Source organism: Enterococcus hulanensis (assembly GCF_005405485.1).
Classification (GTDB): domain Bacteria; phylum Bacillota; class Bacilli; order Lactobacillales; family Enterococcaceae; genus Enterococcus_A; species Enterococcus_A hulanensis.
Genome location: NZ_BJED01000004.1, coordinates 188331 through 210155, shown reverse-complemented (window position 1 = coordinate 210155; position 21825 = coordinate 188331). Strand labels below are relative to the sequence as shown.

Below are 21825 nucleotides of genomic sequence, written 5' to 3'. Positions count from 1 at the left end.
TTTCGCTCCTTATTTAACTAGATTTTCCCTTAACATGAAATGGGATCAGTTAATTCTTGAATCACCGCATTTGTAAATTCGGTTGTTGTTGCTTTTCCACCTAGATCGTGAGTAAATAATCCCTTTGATAAAACTGCATCGCAGGCTTTTTCAATTGCTTGAGCAGCTTGTTCTTCTTGGAATGATTGACGCAACATCATTGCTACGGATAAAATCATCGAGATTGGATTGGCGATCCCTTTTCCGGCAATATCCGGCGCCGAACCATGGATCGGTTCATAAAGAGAAGGGCCGCCGTCACTATGACTTGCACTAGGCAATACACCTAATGAACCAGGCAGTACGGAAGCTTCGTCACTCAAAATATCGCCGAAAAGATTTTCGGTAACAATCACATCAAAAGCTTTTGGATTTTGGATCAATTTCATTGCTGCTGAGTCAACATACTGATGTTCCAGTTGACAATCGGGATAATCCTTTGCAACTTCTTCCGCCGTTGCCCGCCATAATTTGCTGGAAGCCAGCACGTTTGCCTTATCTACGGAGGTCACTTTTTTTCCGCGCCCTTGTGCAATTTTGAAGGCTGAATGAACAATACGTTCGATTTCGCTTTTTTGGTACCGGGCAGTGTCATAGGCCATCGTTTCTTGTAACTCTCGAGGCTCTCCGAAATAAATGCCGCTGCTGAGTTCCCGTACGATAATTAAATCAGTTCCTTCGATAATTTCTGGCTTTAAAGGTGAAAGATGCAGCAGGGCGGAAGAGACTGAGACTGGCCGGATATTTGCGAATAAGTTTAAGGACTTCCGAAGCGCCAGTAATCCTTTTTCCGGAGTATCATCCATTTTCTCCCACTTAGGTCCGCCAATCGCACCTAACAAGATCGCATCTGCTTTCTGACAAGCAGCTAATGTCTTTTCTGGTAGTGAAGCACCAGCATCATCAATGCCTGCGCCTCCGAAAGGCATTTCTTCCAGTTCGAAGGTATTGCTGCAATTTTTTTCTACCGCGGCTAAAACCTTTAGTCCGCTCTCCATAATTTCTGGTCCGATACCATCACCAGCTAAAACAACAATTTTACTATTCATGTGCATGCTCCTATCTCGTATTAAAGTATTTATTTTTTCAAAAAGCGAAAAAATAAGTCTGTTTCTCGCCACGTATACTATTCAACTAAACTTGGTAATGCTAATTTTTAATTTGACCGAATAACTTCTTTTCATGAGTAATCAAACTGCGAAAAGTTGAACTAGCATCCTATTTCGTATTAAAGTATTTTTTCTACTATATTATATAGAAGGTTTTGGTTAATTATTTTGTATTAAATGGTTACTAGCTTGGACATACGCTTTAGCCGATGCTTGTAAAACATCGAAGTCTACGCCGATTCCGCGATATTCCTCTTGCGTTTTTCTATCACAAAGAGTGACGCGCACCTCTGCTTGAGCATCTTCACCGCCCGTTAATGCTTGAATCTCATATTCTGTTAATTCAGGATTTTGCTGGAACAATTCATCGATTGTGTTATAGATTGCTTGGATGCTGCCTGAACCGATTCGAGAAGCCACTTTCGTTTCGTCTTTCTCATCAACGATTGAGACGATCGCTCCTTGATAGCCATTAGAGCTATATTGGACTTGAACATCCGCTAACTTGTACTTTTCGATTTCCTCTCTGTATTGATCCGCCAGCAGGGCAACTAAGTCTTTATCGGTAATTTGTTTTTTCTTATCTGCCAAAGCTTTAAAACGTTTGAAGGCTTCTTTGCTATCCTCATCATTTAATTGATAGCCAAGTTCTTCTAATTTAGCATTGAATGCATGACGTCCCGATAATTTTCCAAGTGGAAGAGAATTTTGATTGACGCCAACAAGAGTCGGAGTGATGATCTCATAGGTCTCAGGATTTTTTAATACTCCATCTTGATGGATACCGGATTCATGCGCATAAGCATTGTCGCCGACGATCGCTTTGTTTTTGGGTACCGGAATACCAGAAAGGCGGGAGACTAGCTCACTTGTTCGTTTTGTTTCATTCAATACGATATTAGATTCGCACTGATAAAAATCTTTTCGGATAGCTAGAGCCAAAGCCACTTCTTCTAGAGCAGTGTTCCCTGCTCGCTCACCGATCCCATTGATTGCACCTTCCACACGATTCGCACCATTTTCGATCGCGGCTAATGCGTTTGCCGTAGCCATTCCCAAGTCATCATGACAATGAGAAGAAAAAGTTATCTCGTGATCACTGCGAATATTTTCGATCAATGATTTAAAAATCCCTCCATATTCGGTTGGATTTGAATAACCGACAGTATCAGGTACATTGATGATCGTCGCTCCGGCATCGATCGCAGTTTGAACGGCTTCTAATAGGAAGCCTTTTTCTGTGCGTGAAGCGTCTTCCGGTGAAAACTGTACTTTTTCAAATAAACTTCGAGCATAGCTAACATGCTCTTTAATAGAAGAAAGAACTTCTTCTCTGGACATTTTCAGCTTGTATTGCATGTGAACATCGCTTGTAGCCAAGAAAACGTGGATCTGAGGATCAACCGCATCTTTTAATGCTTCATAGGCGCGGTCGATGTCTTTTTTCTGACAGCGGGCTAGACCAGTTACGGTCATTGTCTTCACTTGACGGGCAATATTTTGGACAGCTTCGAAGTCGCCGGGGGAGGCGATAGGAAATCCCGCCTCGATGACATCAACACCCCATTTTTCTAATTGAAGGGCAATTTGAATCTTTTCCTTTGTATTAAAATTTACTCCCGGGGTTTGTTCACCATCTCTTAATGTGGTGTCAAAAAATTGAATCTTTCTCATTTTTACTCCTCCTTCATTTAAAAACGGGTATAAAAAAAGCACTCCACCGGAAAAGAACCATTTTCTTCTCCGATGCAATGCGAATAGGGACTTTATGAAATGATTTTCAGAAAGTCCCAGCTATAATAATAAAGTTGCGTTGAAAGACATATTTGATTTCATCATGGCAACCACCCGTTTATTGTCAGAATTTTTTAAAAATTGTTGTAATCATCGTATAAAAAAAGAGCAGAATTGTCAATACGATTATGAAAAAAAGATGAGAAATATTTCTAATAAATTTCTCTAGTTATAAAAAGACGTGAAATGAAAGAATAAATCGAACTCTTTAAAAAAATTTTTCTACTTTTTAAAAATACATAGATATCTATCGCAGGCATGTCAGAAAAAGAGCGAAAAACAAAAATATTTTTCGGAATTTGTTAGAATAAAAAATTTTTCTAGGAGAATTGTTGAATCTACAAGTTTTCTTAGGATTCTTTCAAGAAAGTAAAAAAATTATTAGAGCATATGTGTTGATTTATTAAAAACAAATGATTAAACTACTCGACATATTCAGAACTTCATAATTATTCTGAAAATTGAATCAAAAGGGGAAAAAGATATGAGGAACAAATTAGCATATGGGATCATCGCAATTTGCGGACTCGCTCTGGCGGGATGTTACGGCGGTGGGAGCGCTTCGACTGATGAGAGCAGTTCAAGTGCGAAGGCAAAAGACAATGGCACATTTAATTTAGTGGTCCAACAAGAAATGCCCACAGCCGACTTGTCGGTAGCGACAGATACAATTAGTTTTACTGCACTAAATAATGTTTATGAAGGAATTTACCGTTTAGACAAAGACAATAAACCACAGCCTGCAGGTGCAAGCGAAAAAGTCAAAGTCAGTGATGACGGCAAAACCTATACTGTGAAATTAAGAAAAGATGCTAAATGGTCTAATGGTGATCCAGTAACGGCTAAAGATTATGTCTTCGGTTGGCAGCGTACAGTTAAACCAGAGACAGCCTCAGAATATGCTTACTTGTTCGAACCTGTGGAAAATGCGGCTGACATTACAGCTGGTAAAAAAGCCCCAGATGAATTAGGGATCAAAGCAGTCAATGATTATGAATTAGAAATCAAATTATCAAAACCTACACCATATTTCGATTATCTATTGGCATTCCCTTCATTCTTCCCACAAAATCAAAAAGTGGTAGAAGCAAACGGAAAAGAATACGCCACTAAAAGTGACAAAGCAGTCTATAATGGCCCATTCACATTAGAAGGCTTTGATGGACCGGGTACTGATACGGAGTGGGAATATAAGAAAAATGATACCTACTGGGATAAAGATGAAGTCAAATTATCTAAAGTTAAAGTCAATGTCGTCAAGGAATCTTCTACTTCTTTGAACTTGTTTAAAGATGGCGAAGCTGATGATGTGATTCTATCTGGTGAATTGGCACAACAAAATGCAAATGACCCAGCATACAAATCTTTCAAGGAAGCTCGTACCAGCTATCTTGAATACAACCAGCGAAAAGAAGATTCACCATTCAGAAATGAAAACTTACGTAAAGCAATCTCTTATGCCATCAACCGTAAATCTTTAGTCAACCAAGTGCTAGGTGATGGATCTGTAGTATCTACCGGATTAGTGCCGTCAGGTATGTCAAAAAATCCTAAGACCGATGAGGATTTTGCGAAAGAAGCTGGCAACTTAGCGCCTTATGATAAAGAAAAAGCAAAAGAGTATTGGGATAAAGCGAAAAAAGAATTGAAGATCGATTCACTTTCATTCGAATTGATGGCCTCTGATACGGACTCATCGAAAAAAGTTATTGAGTATATGCAAAGTGCTTTAGAAGAAACGCTGCCAGGTATCAAAGTGAAACCAACACCAGTACCATTCTCTGTTCGTCTAGATCGTTCTAACGCCGGAGATTTTGATGTACTGCTTGGCGGTTGGGGAGCTGACTATGCTGATCCATCTAGCTGTACTGATTTGTTCGTAACAGGAAACTCATATAACCGTGGTCGTTGGAGCAATGAGGAATACGACAAAGCAGTTGAAAATTCTGGCAACAAAGATGCAAGCGATGAAGAAGCTCGTTGGGATGACTTGCAAAAAGCCAATGAGATCATTTCTAAAGAGTCAGGCGTAGCACCACTTTACCAATTATCTGAAGCTCATTTAGTTAACAAGAAAATCAAAGGGGTTGTTCATCATCCTGCCGGTGCTTCTTGGGACTATAAATGGACTTATGTTGAAGAATAGTTAGACAAATGAAAAGAAGTTGGAGCGAAACTCGCTCCAACTTCCTTTTAAAACATTACTAACAACGCACAGATGATCGAAGCAGCGATTAACACAGCTGCAACAATCAACCAAAAAGCGTAGCGTCCTTGTCCGACTTGTGAGAGGGACTGAAATTCTGATTTTTTCTTTTGCTTCCTGCTAAATGCTTGATGCATTGAATGCTGAAAGTAATCGAAGAAGCCCGAAGAAAAAATCCAAAGCAGGATACCAATGATTAAAAAGGGTAATCCGGTTAAGAAAAATCGGTTTGATAAAGCGAACAGTGAGAATGAATCTTGAATGATCGAGTAGATCACAATGATCACTGCCAAGCCGCTGCCGATTCCAATGGGAAATAATTTATTTTTCATACATACACTCCAATAATTAATGGCTAACGCTATTTAGATAAAAATTCATCCGCAAGGTATTTCTACTCTAAACCATAACAAAAGTAGAAGTCAAAACTTAAGAGCGGAGCAAAAAAACATTTTAAAGAAACGAAATAAGAGTTCAGCTTTTCTTCCCGCGTTAGCGTGATTAGAAAAATGATGACTTTATGCTGAAATAGGAGGCACCACATGGGCAGTTATCTGAAATATTTTTTTAAACGTGTCTTTTTCATGTTGATCACCTTATGGCTGATTGCGACCATCACATTCTTCTTAATGCAATTATTGCCAGGGACACCTTATACCAACCAAGAACGGTTAAGTCCAGAAACGATTGCTATGCTTAATAAGCAAGTTGGTTTAGATAAACCGGTAATCGTGCAATACGGGATTTACTTATCAAACCTCGTACAAGGAAACTTCGGAATTTCTTTCCAATTCAAAAATCAAGCAGTTGCTGCATTGTTAGCAGGACGAATCGGACCGTCATTGCAATTAGGCTTGCAAGCTATTCTTTTCGGAACATTCGTTGGAATCATTTTGGGGACGATCTCCGCTATGAAACAAAACTCATGGGCGGATACGGCTTCAACGCTAGTTGCGATTTTAGGTCGTTCGATTCCTAACTTTGTTTTCGCTGTATTATTACAATATATTTTCGCCATGAAATTACGCATCCTGCCTATTGCTAAATGGGAAGGTTTTGCTTATACAATTTTACCAACACTGGCACTAGCCATGTCGCCGCTGGCTGACTCGGCTCGTTTTATTCGAACTGAAATGGTGGAGGTCCTCCACAGTGATTATGTTGAACTAGCTCGGGCAAAAGGATTAAGTCGTTGGGAGATCGCCTTTAAGCATGGTCTGCGCAATAGTCTGATTCCATTAATGACTTTGTTGGGACCTCTGGCAGTAGCTCTGATGACTGGCTCGCTTGTAGTAGAAAATATTTTTGCGATTCCCGGTATTGGAGAACAATTTGTAAAATCGATCATGACAAATGATTATCCAACAATTATGGCCGTAACGATTCTTTACTCATTCATGCTGGTCTTTGTTATTTTAGTTGTCGATCTGCTTTATGGATTGGTTGATCCTCGTATTCGTCTATCGGAAGGGAGTAAAAGCTAATGGAAATGAAATATCCTTCAATCGTTGATATTCCCGCTGATGAATTTCAACCCTTACAAAAAAATACCGAAGAGGAACGTGAGGAGATTGCGACACCTTCGCTGAATTTTCTGCAGGACTCTTGGCGTCGTTTAAAGAAAAATAAAGCGGCCGTTATTTCAATGATCCTGTTAGCAGTGATTATCTTCATTTCGATCGTCACGATCTTTGTTTCACCGCAAGATCCAAGCAAGCAAAATGTTGATTACATTAATTTACCTCCACGTGTTCCAGGTCTGAATATTAATGGCCTAAACGGAAAAACAATGGTTGCTGGTGAATTAGTTGATAAATACGCACAAGCGGATGTTCCAAATAATGTGAATTATCTATTAGGAACGGATGGACTAGGACGCGATGTTCTGAGTCGTTTGTTTATGGGGACGCGAATCTCGCTATTGATCGCATTTATCGCAGCGCTGTTTGATATCACGATTGGTGTTGCCTATGGATTGATTTCCGGTATGTTAGGCGGACGGGTGGATAACGCAATGCAGCGTTTCTTGGAAATCCTTTCTGGTATTCCTAACCTAGTAGTCATGATTTTAATGCTAGTCGTTTTTGAACCGGGAATATTTTCGATCGTTGCTGCTATGGCGATCACCAACTGGATTCCAATGGCGCGGATCGTTCGAGCCCAGACCCTCAAACTGAAAGACCAAGAATATGTCCTTGCTGGGATGACTTTAGGAGAATCAAAATGGAAGATCGCCTTCAAACATATTGTTCCGAATATTTCCAGTGTGATCATCATTCAAATGATGTTTAGTATTCCAACTGCGATTTTCTTTGAAGCTTTCTTGAGCTTCATCGGACTAGGCTTAACACCGCCGGCCGCTTCATTAGGTACTTTGTTGAACGACGGGTACAAAACATTCTTATATTTACCATACTTATTGTGGATTCCAGCGGTGACTATTTCGCTGATCATGATTTGTTTCAATCTGTTAGCCGATGGTCTGCGTGACGCCTTCGATCCGAAAATGAAAGAGTGACGATTTATGGAAAAAATTTTAGAAGTAAATAATTTGAATATTTCATTCGACACCTATGCCGGAAAGGTTCGAGCAATTCGCGGTGTGGACTTTGATTTGAATAAAGGAGAAACCTTAGCAATCGTAGGAGAATCAGGCAGCGGTAAATCCGTTACCACCCGCACGATCATGCGTCTGCTTTCTAGTAACGCCAATATTGATGAAGGACAGATTTTATTCAAAGGACAGGATCTTGTCGATAAATCAGAAAAAGAAATGCAAAAGATTCGCGGTCGAGAAATTGCGATGATCTTCCAAGATCCCATGACGTCTCTTGATCCAACCATGACGATTGGTAAACAAGTGGCAGAGTCTTTACGTAAACATAAAAATGTTTCAAAAAAAGAAAGCTTGAGGGCAGCTCTTGATTTATTGAATCTAGTTGGTATTCCAGATGCAGAAAAACGTTTGAAAAATTATCCGCACCAATTTTCTGGTGGTCAACGCCAGCGGATCGTTATCGCTATCGCTTTGATCTGCAACCCTGAGATATTGATCGCTGATGAGCCGACAACAGCTCTCGATGTGACGATCCAAGCACAAATTTTAGAATTACTAAAAGAAATCCAAGAAAAAATCGAAACGTCGATCATCTTTATTACTCATGACCTTGGGGTTGTAGCAAATGTTGCTGATAGAGTAGCAGTAATGTACGCAGGCAGAATCGTGGAAGTTGGTACAGCCGAAGAAATCTTTTATAACCCGCAACATCCATATACATGGGGATTACTTGGTTCAATGCCAACATTGGAAAGCGAGAATGATCGCTTATATGCGATTCCTGGTTCTCCGCCGGATCTATTGGATCCACCAAAGGGCGATGCTTTTTATCCCCGTAATGAGTTTGCATTAAAGATCGATGCAGAAATGGAACCGCCATTTTTTGAACTTTCTGATACTCATAAGGCAGCGACTTGGCTGCTTGCACCGCAAGCACCCGTAGTCACTCCTCCAGCTGAGATTCAACGACGTTGGGATATTTTTCGCAAGAAGCAAGACCAATATTCCGCTTAATTTTAGCGAGAGAAACGGAGGACTACGATGGAAAAACGATTATTAGAAGTAAACAATTTGAAGCAGTACTTTAATACCGGCAGTAAAAATGAAGTACGCGCCGTAAACGATGTGAGCTTTCATATTAATGAAGGGGAGACTTTCGGGTTAGTAGGAGAATCTGGCAGCGGAAAATCAACCACGGGTCGGACGATTATTCGCCTGAACCAGCAAACGGATGGTGAAATACTTTTCGATGGAAAAGATGTAACAGAAATTCATGGAAAAGCGGAACTAACCAAATTTCGACGTGATGTTCAAATGATCTTTCAAGATCCGTATGCTTCATTAAATCCACGGATGAAAGTCAAAGATATTATTGCAGAAGGTATCGATGTAAATGGGTTGGCTAAAACACCAAAAGAGCGGGACAAAATCGTGAATGATCTGTTAGAGACAGTTGGGTTGAATCCAAGTCATGGGACACGATATCCCCACGAATTTTCCGGAGGACAGCGACAACGGATCGGAATTGCTCGTGCTTTAGCTGTACGTCCGCGTTTCATTATCTGTGACGAACCGATCTCGGCCTTGGACGTATCGATCCAAGCTCAAGTCGTAAATCTATTGCAGGACTTGCAAAAAGAGCATAACTTGACCTATCTATTCATTGCACACGACCTGTCAATGGTGAAACATATTAGCGATCGCATTGGTGTTATGAATAATGGTCATTTATTAGAAGTCGGAAGTAGTGATGAGATTTATCATTATGGTGTGCATCCATATACCGAAAGTTTATTGTCTGCGATTCCGATGCCTGATCCCGATCATGAGCGTCAACGACGACGTATAAAATATCAAACAGAACCTCATGATGGAAAGGTTCGTTCTTTGCGAGAAATTGCGCCAGGACACTTTATTTATTCCTCTGAGGATGAAGTTGCTTATTATAAGAAGAAATTGCAGCATTTGAAAAATGAAAAGGCTGTTGCAGTTTAAAACAAAAGGAGATCAAACAGATGCTGAATCTGTTTGATCTCCTTTTTAAGCTATTACGAATGAGCACGCTGTTTAAAGATTATGATACCAGCGATTAAGAACGATGCGATCCCTAAAAGCGTAAGCGCTGGATTGCTATTTTCTCCAGTCGCAGGATATTTCTTTTGACTATTCTGTTGTCCGACTGCTTGCTGTGCTTGTGGTGTTGAAGCTAAGTTGTTTCTTTTAGCTGTGTTGGGAATAGCCGAAGCCACAGCAAGAGACTCGATCTTTGATTTAGCTGTTTCGTTTAGCTTCGTTCTTTCAAGAGTGAACAGTTCATTCGGGCCAGATCCAATTACCACGATTAGGCTATCTCCTTTAGTAGGATCGGCTTCATTCTGAGTGTAATACAGCCAATGGATAAAGCCTGAGAAAAAGTGGTTCCGTTTACCTAATTCTTCTTCAAATGCGCTGAAGTAATCTAAATAGCGCAGCATTTCTTCATTTGTGAAGGTACGCATTGGGAAAAAGCCGTCTTCGTAAGAATAAAGTGTTCGTAAATAGAACTGTAATTTGTCAAGATCCTTTGCTAATTCAGCGCTTGTTGTGTATTCAAGCGAATTCAAGTTAAATGATAGAGCTTTTTCGAAATCCGCCACTGAAATGACTTTGTCGCGATAAATCATACGCAGTACTTTTACGTATTTGTCAAGGCTCATAGATTTAATGTCTCCACTGTAGGCGGCGAACAGAGAGAAAGCAGTCTCTAAATCTTTGTCAGTGTAACTCTTTAGTTCTTTTTCGCTTACACCGTACTCTTTATTATTGCTTATGAATTCGCGAAGATATTCAGGAAACAGCCCTTGAGTAACACCATTTTCGTCGGGTGGAGTCTCTAACGGCACAGTTATTGTTGCAACTCGTTTAGCTGTCAAGGGGATGGTTTTCTTTTCGACTAATTCAGGAATTATTGCAGCTTCCGTCTCTAAAGTCGTTGTGTCTTCAACCTTTGTCGATTCAGTAGTAGATGTTTCAACTACTTGATCGACTTTTGCAGATTCTTCGGTACTTGAAAGTTTTTCAGCGTCTGATTCTTGAATTGAGCTGGTTGTTTCTGTACCATTCTGACCTTCAGTGGAGATATCAGAGGTATTTTCTTGTGAGTCAGTCGTTGAACCATCAATAATGGGACTGCTTTCAATTACTTGTTCTTGACTAGGAACTAGAGCATTATCAGGGACATCATTAGAGGTATCAGCAAATGAAATGAGCGGAGAACACAAGGACAACAAACCAACAACAACCATTTTTTTCATAAAATCACTCCTTCAATTTCCGTAACATAATTGTAGCATAATGAGAAAAATATAGGGTTACTATCAAAAGAATAATTTTATTGATAGAAAAAACTGCATTAGTATTACATATCTATTATAAAAGCCCCCAAAACAGAATCATTTTCTGTTTTGGGGGCTTTTGAAATAAGTAAGAAATTGATGGTTAAGAATGTACACGTCTTTTCAAAATCACAATACCTGTAATGATAAATAATGCAATTCCAGTGAAAGTAAAAACTAGGTTGCGACTTTCACCTGTCTTAGGATATTCTTTTTGACCAGCAGATTGTGCTTGAACTTCATTTTTTGTTGTGTTTGCAGCAGGGACCACGGCTGTATTTTCAACGGTAGTAGTTGTTCCCATATTTTGAATGGGCGAAACTGGCTTAGGACTATTCTCAATGGGTCCGTTACCTTTTTGAGAGTTATATAACCAATGAACAAGACCAGAGAATAAACCATTGGCTGCGCTCAGTTCGTTTTCTGCGCCACTAAGATGATCTAAAATGTGCAGCATTTCTTCATTTGTAAAATGACGAAGTGGTAAAAATCCTTCTTTACTTGAATACAGAATTCGTAAGTAGGCCTGCAATTGATCAATGTTATTGGCTAGTTCGGTAGTTGTTGTGTAAATATTCGGGTTAAAAGCTAAAGCCTTTTCAGCATCTGCCCATGAAATCGATTGATCATGATAGACCATTCGCAGAACGCGTACGTAGCTGCCCAAGTCCATTCCAGTAACATCAAAATTATAACGCGTGAATAACCTGAAGGCATTTGTCAGCTCTTGATCTGTATACCCATTTAATTCAGTTTGATTAATTCCGTAATCAGCACTTGTCAGATTTTTGCGAATATCGTTGGCTGTCCATTCATTAATAATTTTTTCTTCAGCAACTACTGGCGCTTGAAGTACTTCTACTTGTTTTGTGGAACTATTTTTGGTCGCGCTCTTTTCTTCAAGTGCTTCTGAAGTAACTGTGTCTGCTACCTTTTTTGGCTTACTAGTAGTGGTTTCGGTTTCTGCCTCAGTTTTTTTACTTTGATTTGTTATTTCCGCTTCTGTATTGGTAGTATCTTGCTTTTCTACTGATTCTTCAACAGAAGATGGAGTGTCTGACACTGGATCTTCAATGAATGGCTCTTCAGAAAGAGAAGCGCTATCAATTACTTGTTCTTGACTGGAACTTACGGTTTTATCAGGGATACTTTCAGAAGTATCAGCAAATGCGACTAGGGGGAAATTCAATACCAACAAACTTAACACAACCATTTTTTTCACGAGAATCACTCCTTAATATTTCTGTAACACAATTGTAACATAAGAAATGTTTTTGTAAACTAAAAAATGAAAAATAGTTGGATTTTTTTTGAAGTAAGCAAAATAGTCGGATAGTACAAGCTTTTTTTTGCCTCTGAAACGCAAAAAAAGTCACCACGCACATTCTTTTCTAAACTACCGAAGTAGCCAAGAATGCACTGGTGACGTGGGTTTGGCACCCAATGGGCCGTGAGGGGCTCGAACCCGCGACCCGCTGATTAAGAGTCAGCTGCTCTACCAACTGAGCTAACGGCCCAAACAAAGTACTTTCATATGTTAGCACTGAGAAAATAAAAATGCAAGAATAAACTAAAAAAATTTCATTAAAAAGCGCTTCAATTATCTAGTTTTTAAAACTATATTGTATAATTACCATAATTTTGATAGACTATCGATGAAAGGGGTGTCGACTATGGAAGAGACCAAGCTCCGAACATGGGCAGAAGGATTGAAAGAATTGCGCTTGCCGCGTTGGGAAGAGCTGCCTGAATTAGAATTGTACATGGATCAAGTAATTACTCTTGTTGATCGTTATTTAACGCCGCTGATTGAAGATGAAAAGCATCAACTTTTATCCAGTGCGATGGTCAACAATTACGTTAAGCATAAATTAGTTCCGCCGCCAGTAAAAAAAAGATACAACCGCAATCATCTGGCATATTTGATTGCAATCACTTTATTGAAGCAGGTTTTTTCGATTCCTGATATCAATGAATTAATTCGTATGCAGTTAGCAATTAATGAACCGAAAGATGCCTATAATAGTTTTTGCGCTGTTCAGGAGGAATCCTTGATGCAAATTGCTAAAATTGTTTTAGGTGAAGAGGTTAGTTTGACTCGTAGTAATAAGGATTTCTATTATTTAGCGATGGAAGGCGCTGTCGCTTCATTTACACAAAAAATGTTAGCTGAAAAAATTATTCAATTAGATAAAGAGAAAGAAGGCGAAAATGATGAATGAAAAAATTGCAATCCTAGTTGACTCTGGGACGGATGTTCCTAAAGAAGTAATAGATAATGGTCCTTTTTTTATGGTACCATTGCGGATCATTTTTAGTGACCGAGAATATAGAGATGGGATTGATATCAGTTCCGATAATATTTTTCCTTTGATAAAAAAAGAACTACCTTCGACTTCTTTACCGGATGGTGAGTTGATTCATCAAGTCTTTGATGAAATAAAAGCACAAGGGTATACGCATGTGATTATGGTGACGATTTCGAGTGGCTTAAGTGGTACTTACAATGCATTACGAGTACTCGGTGAGCATTATGAAGGCTTGACTTTTCAATCGATCGATACAAAAAATGTAGGAATCGGCGCAGGCATCTTAGCGATTTATGCTGGTGACCTAGTTAAAGAAGGAAAATCATTTACGGAAGTTATTGCTGATGTCGAGAGTAAGATTCCAAAAACCAAAATCTTTTTCAATGTGAACACTTTGGAATATTTGCAAAAGGGTGGACGTATTGGTCTGGTTTCTTCTTTATTGGGAAGCGCCTTGAAATTGAAACCGATCATTTCCTGTAATGCAGATGGTATTTATTATACTGTGGCAAAAGTGCGGGGATTAAATAAGAGTATCGACAAGACACTCCAACTTGTGAAAGACCATGTGGACAATCACAAAAGGTTCAATCTAGCAGTAACTCACGCAGATGCTTTAGAAACTGCAGAAAAAGTTCGTCAGCGATTACAAGAGTTATTTCCAACTGCACAAAATATTTATTTTGGAAAAGTTTCTCCAGCGTTATCTGTGCACACAGGACCAGGTTCATTAGGAGTAGTTTGCCAAGTTCTCGATTAATCTAACAACTTATTTGAATCTGAAAAGTAAAAATATGAATATTAACGATGAGATGAGCAAAAGCTCGTCTCTTTTTTCATTTTTTCTTAAGTAATAGTTGTAAAAAAAACGTCGTTTGTTTGAAAAGGTGAAACAGTATTGAAATTATTGTATAATGGTAAGGCGTACATACAATCCTATGAAGGTATGAGGTGACTCTTAGTGAAAAAAATTCTAGTAGTTGACGATGAAAAACCGATTTCGGACATCGTGAAATTCAATTTAACCAAAGAAGGCTATGAAGTCTTTACTGCTTATGACGGTGAAGAAGCTTTAGAAAAAGTCGAAGAGGTCAATCCAGATTTAATTTTATTAGATTTAATGTTGCCTAAAAAAGACGGTTTAGAAGTGGCTCGTGAAGTACGCAAGACCCATGAAATGCCGATTATTATGGTTACCGCTAAAGATTCTGAGATCGATAAAGTTCTAGGCTTGGAATTAGGTGCCGATGATTATGTAACTAAACCATTCTCCAATCGTGAACTAGTCGCCCGTGTAAAAGCTAATTTACGCCGAGGTGGACAAGCGCCTAAGGAAGAAGAACAAACGACACAAAGTGATTTGACGATCGGTGATTTAACCATTCATCCAGATGCTTATATGGTAACTAAGCACGGAGACACGATTGAACTGACACATCGAGAATTCGAATTACTTCATTATTTAGCAAAACATATTGGACAAGTAATGACTCGTGAGCATCTATTGCAAACGGTTTGGGGTTACGATTATTTCGGTGATGTACGAACAGTTGATGTGACTGTAAGACGTTTGCGTGAAAAAATCGAAGATAATCCAAGTCATCCGACCTATTTAGTAACAAGACGTGGCGTAGGTTATTATCTACGCAACCCTGAACAGGAGTAAGTATGGAAAAGAAAGTCCGTTTTTACCGATCGGTCAATTTCAAGATTGCTTTTTCATTTATCTTGATTTTGCTGATTTCGATCGAGATCATCGGTGCTTACTTTATTAGAGGACTTGAAAAATCAACTATCGATAGCTTTACTAAGGATATGAATCAGCGTGTTTCCCTCTTAAGTACGACTCTCGGCGCTACCATGGCAGAGGATGGCGAAAATGAGGCGGATCAGCTGCAACGTATTCTTGAAAACAACACTGCTGCTGATATCGGAGAGATGTGGGTAGTAGATGATAAAGGAATCGTTGTAGCCACCAATGATGTGGGAAAAAAAGACACTATCATTGGAAAGAAGAATGAGTATAGCGATATTGATGATTTTTCGATGAAGCAATATGTAACACTTGATGACAATAATAAACGGGTATATATCAATGTCCAACCAATTCAGTCCCCGACCGGCGATTCGGCTGTGATCGGGGCTCTTTATGTTAAGAGCGACATTGAGCAAAAATATACCGAAATTAGTAACACTGCCTTGATCTTCTTTACTGCTTCTTTAATAGCGGGGATGATTTCGATCGTTGTCGCCCTACTTGTAGCGCGTTCGATCACAAAACCCATCAAAGAAATGCAGAAACAAGCGATTCGAATCGCTCAAGGAGATTATTCTGAAAAAGTAGATGTCCAAGGACACGATGAATTGAGTCAATTAGCTGAAACCTTTAATAAGCTGTCCGATCGAATTGAAGATGCTCAAGATACGATGGAAGCAGAGCGAAATCGTTTAGACAGCGTCTTGACCCATATGACAGATGGGGTCATTGCAACCGATCGACGCGGAAAAGTTATTACTATTAATGAGATGGCTTTGTCCTTATTGGAAACCACTAATGAAGAAGCCATTGGTCAATCAATTTTAACTTTACTTGATTTAGAAGAAGAATATACATTACGAAAATTATTAGAAACACCAGAAGAAATTTTGATTAATCGTGCAAAACCTGATTCTGATGAAGGCAATATGACACTGCGTTCAGACTTTGCCATGATTCGTCGCGAGTCTGGCTTTATCAGTGGATTGGTTGTCGTGTTACACGATGTTACTGAGCAGGAAAAAACAGCGGAAGAACGCCGTCAATTCGTTTCGAATGTCTCCCATGAATTACGTACGCCATTAACCAGCGTTCGCAGCTATTTGGAAGCATTGGAAGAAGGAGCGTGGCAAGATAAAGCCGTGGCGCCAGAGTTTATCCATGTGACATTAGGTGAGACAGATCGTATGATTCGTATGATCAATGATTTGCTGAACCTCTCTCGAATGGATTCGGGTGCGCAGCAAATGGATCTTGAACTAGTCAACTTCAATGAACTAGTTGATTACATTTTGGATCGCTTCGATATGATGGTGAATAGCCAAGAGAAAAACTATCGAATCGTCCGTGAGTTTACCGAACGAGATTTGTGGGTCGAGATTGATACCGATAAAATTATGCAAGTAATTGATAATGTAATGAACAATGCGATTAAATACTCTCCTGATGGCGGGAAAATCGAGGTTCATTTAATCGAAACACATAACAATGTGGTTTTAAGTATTGCTGATGAAGGTCTGGGAATTCCGAAAAAAGATTTAGAAAAAGTATTTGAACGCTTTTACCGTGTAGACAAAGCACGTGCGCGTCAACAAGGCGGAACTGGACTCGGATTAGCCATCTCCAAGGAAGTTATGAAGGCCCATAAAGGTCAAATTTGGGTTGAGAGCGTTGAAGGTAAAGGATCAACTTTCTATATTTCTTTACCTTATGAACCTTATGAGGAGGACATTTGGGAATGAAAATATCAGAAAAAATCATTCGTGTTGCACTTTTTGCTCTGATTTTACTCAGCCTCATTTTAACGTATGCTATTTGGCTCAGTCCTACCTCAAAAATGGCTGATGTTAATACAAGTAACCAAGCAGTCAAAAATAATCAAAATTATGCAAAGGCGACCGATGCCTTTTTACCGATTCGCGGTATTTGGGATTTGGCAGAGGGAAAATTTCAAACCAGTAGTGAAAATCTTTTGGCGACGACCCAAGCACGCTTAACAGAAAGTACTTTTGGCCAGCTTCAGGAAGTAGCCAATGGGGAAGAAGAGATCAAAAACTATTACAGCTTGGATAGTGGTATTGAGTTGAATTATGAAGGCGGCTTTTCTTTGACCGAATATATCAAGGTCTTTGATATGCCAATTAATCTAAATTCGTTGAAAGAGTCAGATAATATCTTTTTTTCAAAAATTCAAGTTGATTTTGCCAATAAAAAAATTCGCTTTTTGAATTATAGTAAGGGTACGGTTTACGAAGCAACAATGTCCGGAGATTTTTCCGGGATTGAAAATATTTATCAAAAAAATCAAAGCAAATATTTGCCGATGTCTGATGAAAATCCTTTGGTACCTCGTTTGTTGCGAACGAAGGAACGTGTTCGGCTAAAAAAATACAGCTATATTTTGACCACCCAATCTTACTCTCTTTTCCGTAATGCCTTTTTCCAAAATCCTGATCAAGCAAAGGGTGAGGAAGAGGATGATGGCGCGCGCTCTTTTGCTAGCGGGCACGAAGAACTAATAATGGATGAACAAAAACGTTTTGTTACATTTACTGGTGAATTGCCGGAAGACTTGGCAAAGGAAAGTTTCTACAGTCAAAGTTTTAACTATGTTAGTCGTTTGGGTACGGCTGTTGGAAATCTACGCTATTTCGATCACCACGATGGGCAAATTAATTATCGGATTTTTGTTGAAGGTTATCCGATTTTCAGCCAATCATCAAAGGGAAAAATGAGTGTTAAAATTGATCAGTCACCGAATGCCGCTACTCCGCAAATCAAAATTGAGACTAGTATGGATACGGTACAGGTACCAATTCCTTCCGATGAAGAAGTTGAACTGCCGAGTACTTTGGAAATCGAAAATAGTTTAGCTGTGGTAGGATTGGATCTTGAAAAAGTCCAAAGCTTTATTATTGGCTATACTTGGCAAGATATCGATGGCGTAAATAAATTAGTGGCCTTAACTCCGGAATGGTTTGTCAAATACGACAGCACCTGGTATCCTGCTAATCAGCTGATGCAAGGAAACCTAGAAATGGAGGCGAGCTAATTGGATTTTAGAAAAATCGAATGGATCTTCTTTCTCGTCTTTATAGGGCTGAATATCTTCCTTTTCAGCATTTATTGGAATAACCAGCATGAACAAAGCCTTGTCACTAATTCAAACCAACGGGAAGATATATTGCATCGTTTGGAAAATGACGACATTAAAGTCTCTGAGAAAGTTACAGATGAGCATAAAGAAGGCTACTATTTAAGTGCTGAGCAGGATTCTTTTGATTCATTAGTGAATGATGATTCGAATTCAATCGTTGGGATTTGGGGTGTTTCTGACAAAGTTCTGAACAGTACTCCTACTGGCGAGGCAGAGTTTGACTTGAAAAAAGCGAACAACAGCTTTAAGCATCTTATGAATGATAAAGAGTTTATTGTGAACGGTGAAGAGTACACGTATCTGCCAGATATTTCTAAGAAGGATGATGATCTGGGGAAAATTGTCGGTGCACAAACATTTGAAGGTATTCCCTTTATTGATGAAACCTCGCGTGTAACTTTAGATATTATTAAAGATGAGGATCAGGAGCGTGTTTCGAAATACACTCAAACTCATTTGAAAGAGATTGAGCCTTTACGAGAAAAAATGACGCTTTATTCTGAAAAGGAAATTTTGAATACGTTGTATATCAATAATAATATTCCTAGTAAATCAACCATTACCAATATCTATCTAGGGTATTTTCGAACACTTGAGGTACGTGAAAAAAATGTGTATGTTCCTGTTTGGTTCGTAAAAATAAAGACCTCGGATAAAACAACGCAGATTGAAAAAGTTAACGCGTTGAACAATCAAGTGATTACCAATAATTTAGTTCCAAAGGTGGAAAATCCATAAAAAGGGTTGTATACTGAGGACAGTTTTAAAAGAGAGGACCAATTGCTCATGTTAGAAATGAATAATGCCTTCAATATCAGCATTTTAGCTAGCGGAAGTACAGGGAACTCTTTGTACTTAGAAAGTCCGCAAAAAAGAATCTTAATCGATGCTGGGTTGAGCGGGAAAAAAATCACTTCGTTATTAGCAGAGGTCGATCGAAAACCTGAAGATCTCGATGCGATATTAGTTACCCACGAGCACCGCGACCATATTCATGGCGTTGGCGTTCTTGCACGAAAATATAAGCTGCCTGTTTATGCCAACGAGAAAACTTGGGAAGCTATGGCTCCTTTGATTGGAAAAGTTGATGTGGAGCAAAAACATATTTTTGAAATGGGGAAAGTCTTAACCTTTGGTGATTTAGACATTGAAAGTTTTGGCGTTTCTCACGATGCGGCGGCTCCGCAATTTTATCGCTTTTATAAAGATGGTCATTCTTTCGTAATGTTGACAGATACCGGTTATGCAAGTGAACATGTTCGAGGAACGATTCGAGATGCTGATGCCTACTTAGTCGAAAGCAATCATGATTTAGAAATGCTGCGGATGGGGGCTTACCCTTGGAGCTTGAAACAGCGGATATTAGGTGACCGCGGACATTTATCAAATGATGACGGTGCGCTTGTTATGACCGATATTCTTGGCGATCGAACCAAACGGATCTATCTGGGACACTTGAGTAAAGAGAATAATATGAAAGAATTAGCCCATATGACGATGGAAGAGACGTTGACTCGTTATGATCTTGGGGTGAATCATCAGTTTCAAATTTTTGATACCGATCCAGATAGTGCGACTGAATTATTCGCAATCTAAAAATGGCAAACCTGTTTATGCAGGTTTGCCATTTTTTTGATTATTTCTATTTAAAATTTTTAATGAATAACAAGTCGGCGGCTGAGACATTTAACTATAAACGCTAAAATGTTGATTCAAATGTCTAGGCTCGATCACTTCATCAATGATTGCAATAGCATAGTCTGCCATACTGATCTCGCTTTTTCCTTCTGCATTTTTTTGTAAGTGGTCGTCGCTGACTTGATAATTTCCGGTTCGTGGTCCATCAGGAACAAAGTTTGCAGCAGGGCTTAGATAAGTCCAATTCAACTGTTGGGCAGCTTTCAAATCCATAAAGGCTTGATACATGTTATAGGCCGTGGGATAGTAAACAGCTTCTGGATCGGAAACATCAATCATCCGATGCTCATCGTCGATAAACAAAGAAGAAGCTCCGCCGACAACGATTAAGCGTGTCTCTGTTCCTCGTAAAATATGGCTGAGATGATTCAAAGAGGTTTGATGCATCTCCTCTTGACCTGCAGGCGGACGAAAAGCGTCGATCACCACATCAAAGAACTCTACATCTTTTTTTGTTAGTTCAAATAGGTCTTTGACTAAAATGGGGACCTTCTCCTTAAGCTTTTCAGGATGTCGGACAATCGCAGTGACTGATAAATTACGCTTTAAAGCTTCTTTCAAAATCAATGAACCAGCATTTCCTGTAGCTCCAATAATTGCAACTTTCATTAAAAAACCTCCTTAGACTAATAAGTATCTTTAGTCTAAGGAGGTTTTTACAAAATAGCAAAAGATTAGTGCTAACAGCTTTTAAGATTGAAGTGCTAATTGAGTGAGAATCACTAATAAGTTCATGCCGACATGGGTGATCATAGACGTCCAAATGCGACCGCTGTAGCGATACATTCCGCAGAACAAGAACCCTAATCCAGCATATAAAAGATAGTGCCCATCATTGTGAGCAAAGGCAAAAAGAACAGAACTTAAAAGTGCCGGCAAAAAGAAGCCAAATCTTTTTTCTAGAGAACCGAAAATTGCACGGCGGAAAACAAATTCTTCCATGATTGGTCCGGCGATCGTTGTAGCTAAAATAAAAATCATATTGTTCATAATTAACTGAACAATATTTTGTGTATTTTGGGAAGCTACGGACTGACCAAGAAAGCGCTGTTCGATTTGTAAAATAACCATTTGCAGTATCAAGGACGCGGGAATTCCGACGATTCCAATTAAAGCAGCAATCAGGAAATTTTTATGTCGGTTTTCCAACCCAAAGGTCCGTGATTTCAAACGGTAAAAAATCATTAAGACCGCACCAAGAAAATATGCCAGCGTTGTGAGTTGAATGATTTGTGATGAATCAGCCTGAAAAACACGCAAGAAAACAATCGGGGAAAATAAGACTAATCCATAAGTAAAGATCGTTATAAAGCTATATTTTTTTTCGCTCATTATTTTTCCTTTCTGAACATTTATTGTTTTCAAGTATAACATATTTTGATCAAAAACTTGGTGAAAGAAAAATCAAAAAAGCGAACGAAGGACTTGCAAAAAGAAACAAAAATGGTATGATAAGAGTTGTGAGTTAGCACTCTTAGTTATAGAGTGCTAACGACTTGAAAAATCATTACTAGTTGGAGGGATTTATTGTGTTAAAACCATTAGGTGATCGTGTCATTCTTGAAGTTACTCAAGAAGAAGAAAAAACAGTTGGAGGCCTAGTCTTAGCTTCTGCAGCCAAAGAAAAACCACAAACAGCGAAAGTTGTGGCTGTCGGTGAAGGCAATGTGCTGGAAAACGGTCAAAAAAGTCCAATGCCAGTAGCTGTTGGTGATATGGTAATGTTTGAAAAATACGCTGGTACAGAAGTGAAATATGAAGGCAGTGAATACTTGATCATCGCTGCAAAAGATATTATGGCAATCGTTGAATAAAAAATAATGAGG

General features: G+C 39.1%; 20 protein-coding genes and 1 tRNA gene. 13 read left to right on the top strand and 8 right to left on the bottom strand.

Translation table 11 applies throughout. The features are described from left to right. Positions 1-29 precede the first annotated feature (29 nt). Complete coding sequence (gene leuB / locus FFR60_RS06230) at positions 30-1088, bottom strand: 3-isopropylmalate dehydrogenase (protein ID WP_137663475.1); 1059 nt, start codon at positions 1086-1088, stop codon at positions 30-32. Positions 1089-1307: 219 nt separating this feature from the next. Continuing rightward, positions 1308-2822: a 2-isopropylmalate synthase gene (locus FFR60_RS06225; protein ID WP_137663474.1), complete on the bottom strand. Its 1515-nt coding sequence runs from the start codon at positions 2820-2822 to the stop codon at positions 1308-1310. A gap of 604 nt (positions 2823-3426) precedes the next feature. Here FFR60_RS06225 and FFR60_RS06220 point away from each other — a divergent pair. Next, positions 3427-5088: a peptide ABC transporter substrate-binding protein gene (locus FFR60_RS06220; RefSeq protein ID WP_137663473.1), complete on the top strand. Its 1662-nt coding sequence runs from the start codon at positions 3427-3429 to the stop codon at positions 5086-5088. Positions 5089-5135: 47 nt separating this feature from the next. On the opposite strand, the gene FFR60_RS06215 is transcribed toward FFR60_RS06220, so the two are convergent. Next, the gene (locus FFR60_RS06215) at positions 5136-5480 is read right to left on the bottom strand and encodes a DUF3899 domain-containing protein (RefSeq protein WP_088933184.1); all 345 of its coding nucleotides are present in this window, start codon (positions 5478-5480) and stop codon (positions 5136-5138) included. A 210-nt stretch (positions 5481-5690) separates the two neighbouring features. On the opposite strand from FFR60_RS06215, the gene opp3b reads away from it, so the two are divergent. The 4 genes from opp3b to FFR60_RS06195 are packed head-to-tail and all read left to right on the top strand — an operon-like array spanning position 5691 to position 9700. Then, positions 5691-6632 carry an oligopeptide ABC transporter permease gene (gene opp3b, locus FFR60_RS06210; protein ID WP_088933183.1) on the top strand — a complete coding sequence of 314 codons (942 nt, stop codon included), beginning with the start codon at positions 5691-5693 and terminating at the stop codon, positions 6630-6632. Beyond that, positions 6632-7666, top strand: a complete 1035-nt coding sequence (opp3C, locus tag FFR60_RS06205) for an oligopeptide ABC transporter permease (protein WP_088933182.1) — start codon at positions 6632-6634, stop codon at positions 7664-7666. Before opp3b ends, opp3C begins: the two co-directional genes overlap by 1 nt. A gap of 6 nt (positions 7667-7672) precedes the next feature. Next, positions 7673-8719 (top strand): ABC transporter ATP-binding protein, encoded by a 1047-nt coding sequence (locus FFR60_RS06200; RefSeq protein WP_137663472.1) that lies wholly within the window; start codon positions 7673-7675, stop codon positions 8717-8719. A 27-nt stretch (positions 8720-8746) separates the two neighbouring features. Further along, positions 8747-9700, top strand: a complete 954-nt coding sequence (locus FFR60_RS06195) for an ABC transporter ATP-binding protein (RefSeq protein ID WP_137663471.1) — start codon at positions 8747-8749, stop codon at positions 9698-9700. Between the two features lie 53 nt (positions 9701-9753). Here FFR60_RS06195 and FFR60_RS06190 read toward each other — a convergent pair whose 3' ends face one another. The 3 genes from FFR60_RS06190 to FFR60_RS06180 form a co-directional block, all read right to left on the bottom strand. Then, entirely contained in the window at positions 9754-10998 is a 1245-nt protein-coding gene (locus tag FFR60_RS06190; RefSeq protein ID WP_137663470.1) for an LPXTG cell wall anchor domain-containing protein, read from the bottom strand. Between the two features lie 184 nt (positions 10999-11182). Continuing rightward, entirely contained in the window at positions 11183-12292 is a 1110-nt protein-coding gene (locus FFR60_RS06185; protein ID WP_249354963.1) for an LPXTG cell wall anchor domain-containing protein, read from the bottom strand. A gap of 231 nt (positions 12293-12523) precedes the next feature. Continuing rightward, positions 12524-12596: transfer RNA gene (locus FFR60_RS06180), tRNA-Lys, on the bottom strand. 156 nt (positions 12597-12752) lie between these two features. Between FFR60_RS06180 and FFR60_RS06175 the strand changes: the two genes are divergently transcribed. From FFR60_RS06175 to FFR60_RS06145, 7 genes are all read left to right on the top strand, one after another. Next, the gene (locus FFR60_RS06175) at positions 12753-13301 is read left to right on the top strand and encodes a DUF1836 domain-containing protein (protein ID WP_088933177.1); all 549 of its coding nucleotides are present in this window, start codon (positions 12753-12755) and stop codon (positions 13299-13301) included. Beyond that, positions 13291-14148, top strand: coding sequence for a DegV family protein (locus tag FFR60_RS06170; RefSeq protein ID WP_171004882.1), 858 nt, complete (start codon positions 13291-13293; stop codon positions 14146-14148). The genes FFR60_RS06175 and FFR60_RS06170 overlap by 11 nt, the downstream gene beginning before the upstream one ends. A gap of 201 nt (positions 14149-14349) precedes the next feature. Next, positions 14350-15054 carry a response regulator YycF gene (yycF, locus tag FFR60_RS06165; protein ID WP_010740621.1) on the top strand — a complete coding sequence of 235 codons (705 nt, stop codon included), beginning with the start codon at positions 14350-14352 and terminating at the stop codon, positions 15052-15054. Positions 15055-15056: 2 nt separating this feature from the next. Then, the gene (gene walK, locus FFR60_RS06160) at positions 15057-16886 is read left to right on the top strand and encodes a cell wall metabolism sensor histidine kinase WalK (protein ID WP_088933175.1); all 1830 of its coding nucleotides are present in this window, start codon (positions 15057-15059) and stop codon (positions 16884-16886) included. Beyond that, on the top strand, positions 16883-18196 hold the full coding sequence (locus FFR60_RS06155) for a YycH family regulatory protein (protein WP_088933174.1): 1314 nt from the start codon (positions 16883-16885) through the stop codon (positions 18194-18196). The genes walK and FFR60_RS06155 overlap by 4 nt, the downstream gene beginning before the upstream one ends. Further along, positions 18197-19039 (top strand): two-component system regulatory protein YycI, encoded by an 843-nt coding sequence (locus tag FFR60_RS06150; protein WP_137663468.1) that lies wholly within the window; start codon positions 18197-18199, stop codon positions 19037-19039. Positions 19040-19087: 48 nt separating this feature from the next. Next, positions 19088-19897 (top strand): MBL fold metallo-hydrolase, encoded by an 810-nt coding sequence (locus FFR60_RS06145; protein ID WP_088933172.1) that lies wholly within the window; start codon positions 19088-19090, stop codon positions 19895-19897. A gap of 90 nt (positions 19898-19987) precedes the next feature. Here FFR60_RS06145 and FFR60_RS06140 read toward each other — a convergent pair whose 3' ends face one another. Together FFR60_RS06140 and FFR60_RS06135 are read right to left on the bottom strand one after the other, a co-directional pair. Then, positions 19988-20608, bottom strand: a complete 621-nt coding sequence (locus tag FFR60_RS06140) for an NAD(P)-dependent oxidoreductase (RefSeq protein ID WP_137663467.1) — start codon at positions 20606-20608, stop codon at positions 19988-19990. Between the two features lie 81 nt (positions 20609-20689). Further along, positions 20690-21331 (bottom strand): CPBP family intramembrane glutamic endopeptidase, encoded by a 642-nt coding sequence (locus FFR60_RS06135; protein WP_137663466.1) that lies wholly within the window; start codon positions 21329-21331, stop codon positions 20690-20692. A 197-nt stretch (positions 21332-21528) separates the two neighbouring features. Here FFR60_RS06135 and groES point away from each other — a divergent pair, with 197 nt between their 5' ends. Further along, the gene (gene groES / locus FFR60_RS06130) at positions 21529-21813 is read left to right on the top strand and encodes a co-chaperone GroES (protein ID WP_010745764.1); all 285 of its coding nucleotides are present in this window, start codon (positions 21529-21531) and stop codon (positions 21811-21813) included. The last annotated feature ends 12 nt before the right edge of the window (positions 21814-21825 follow it).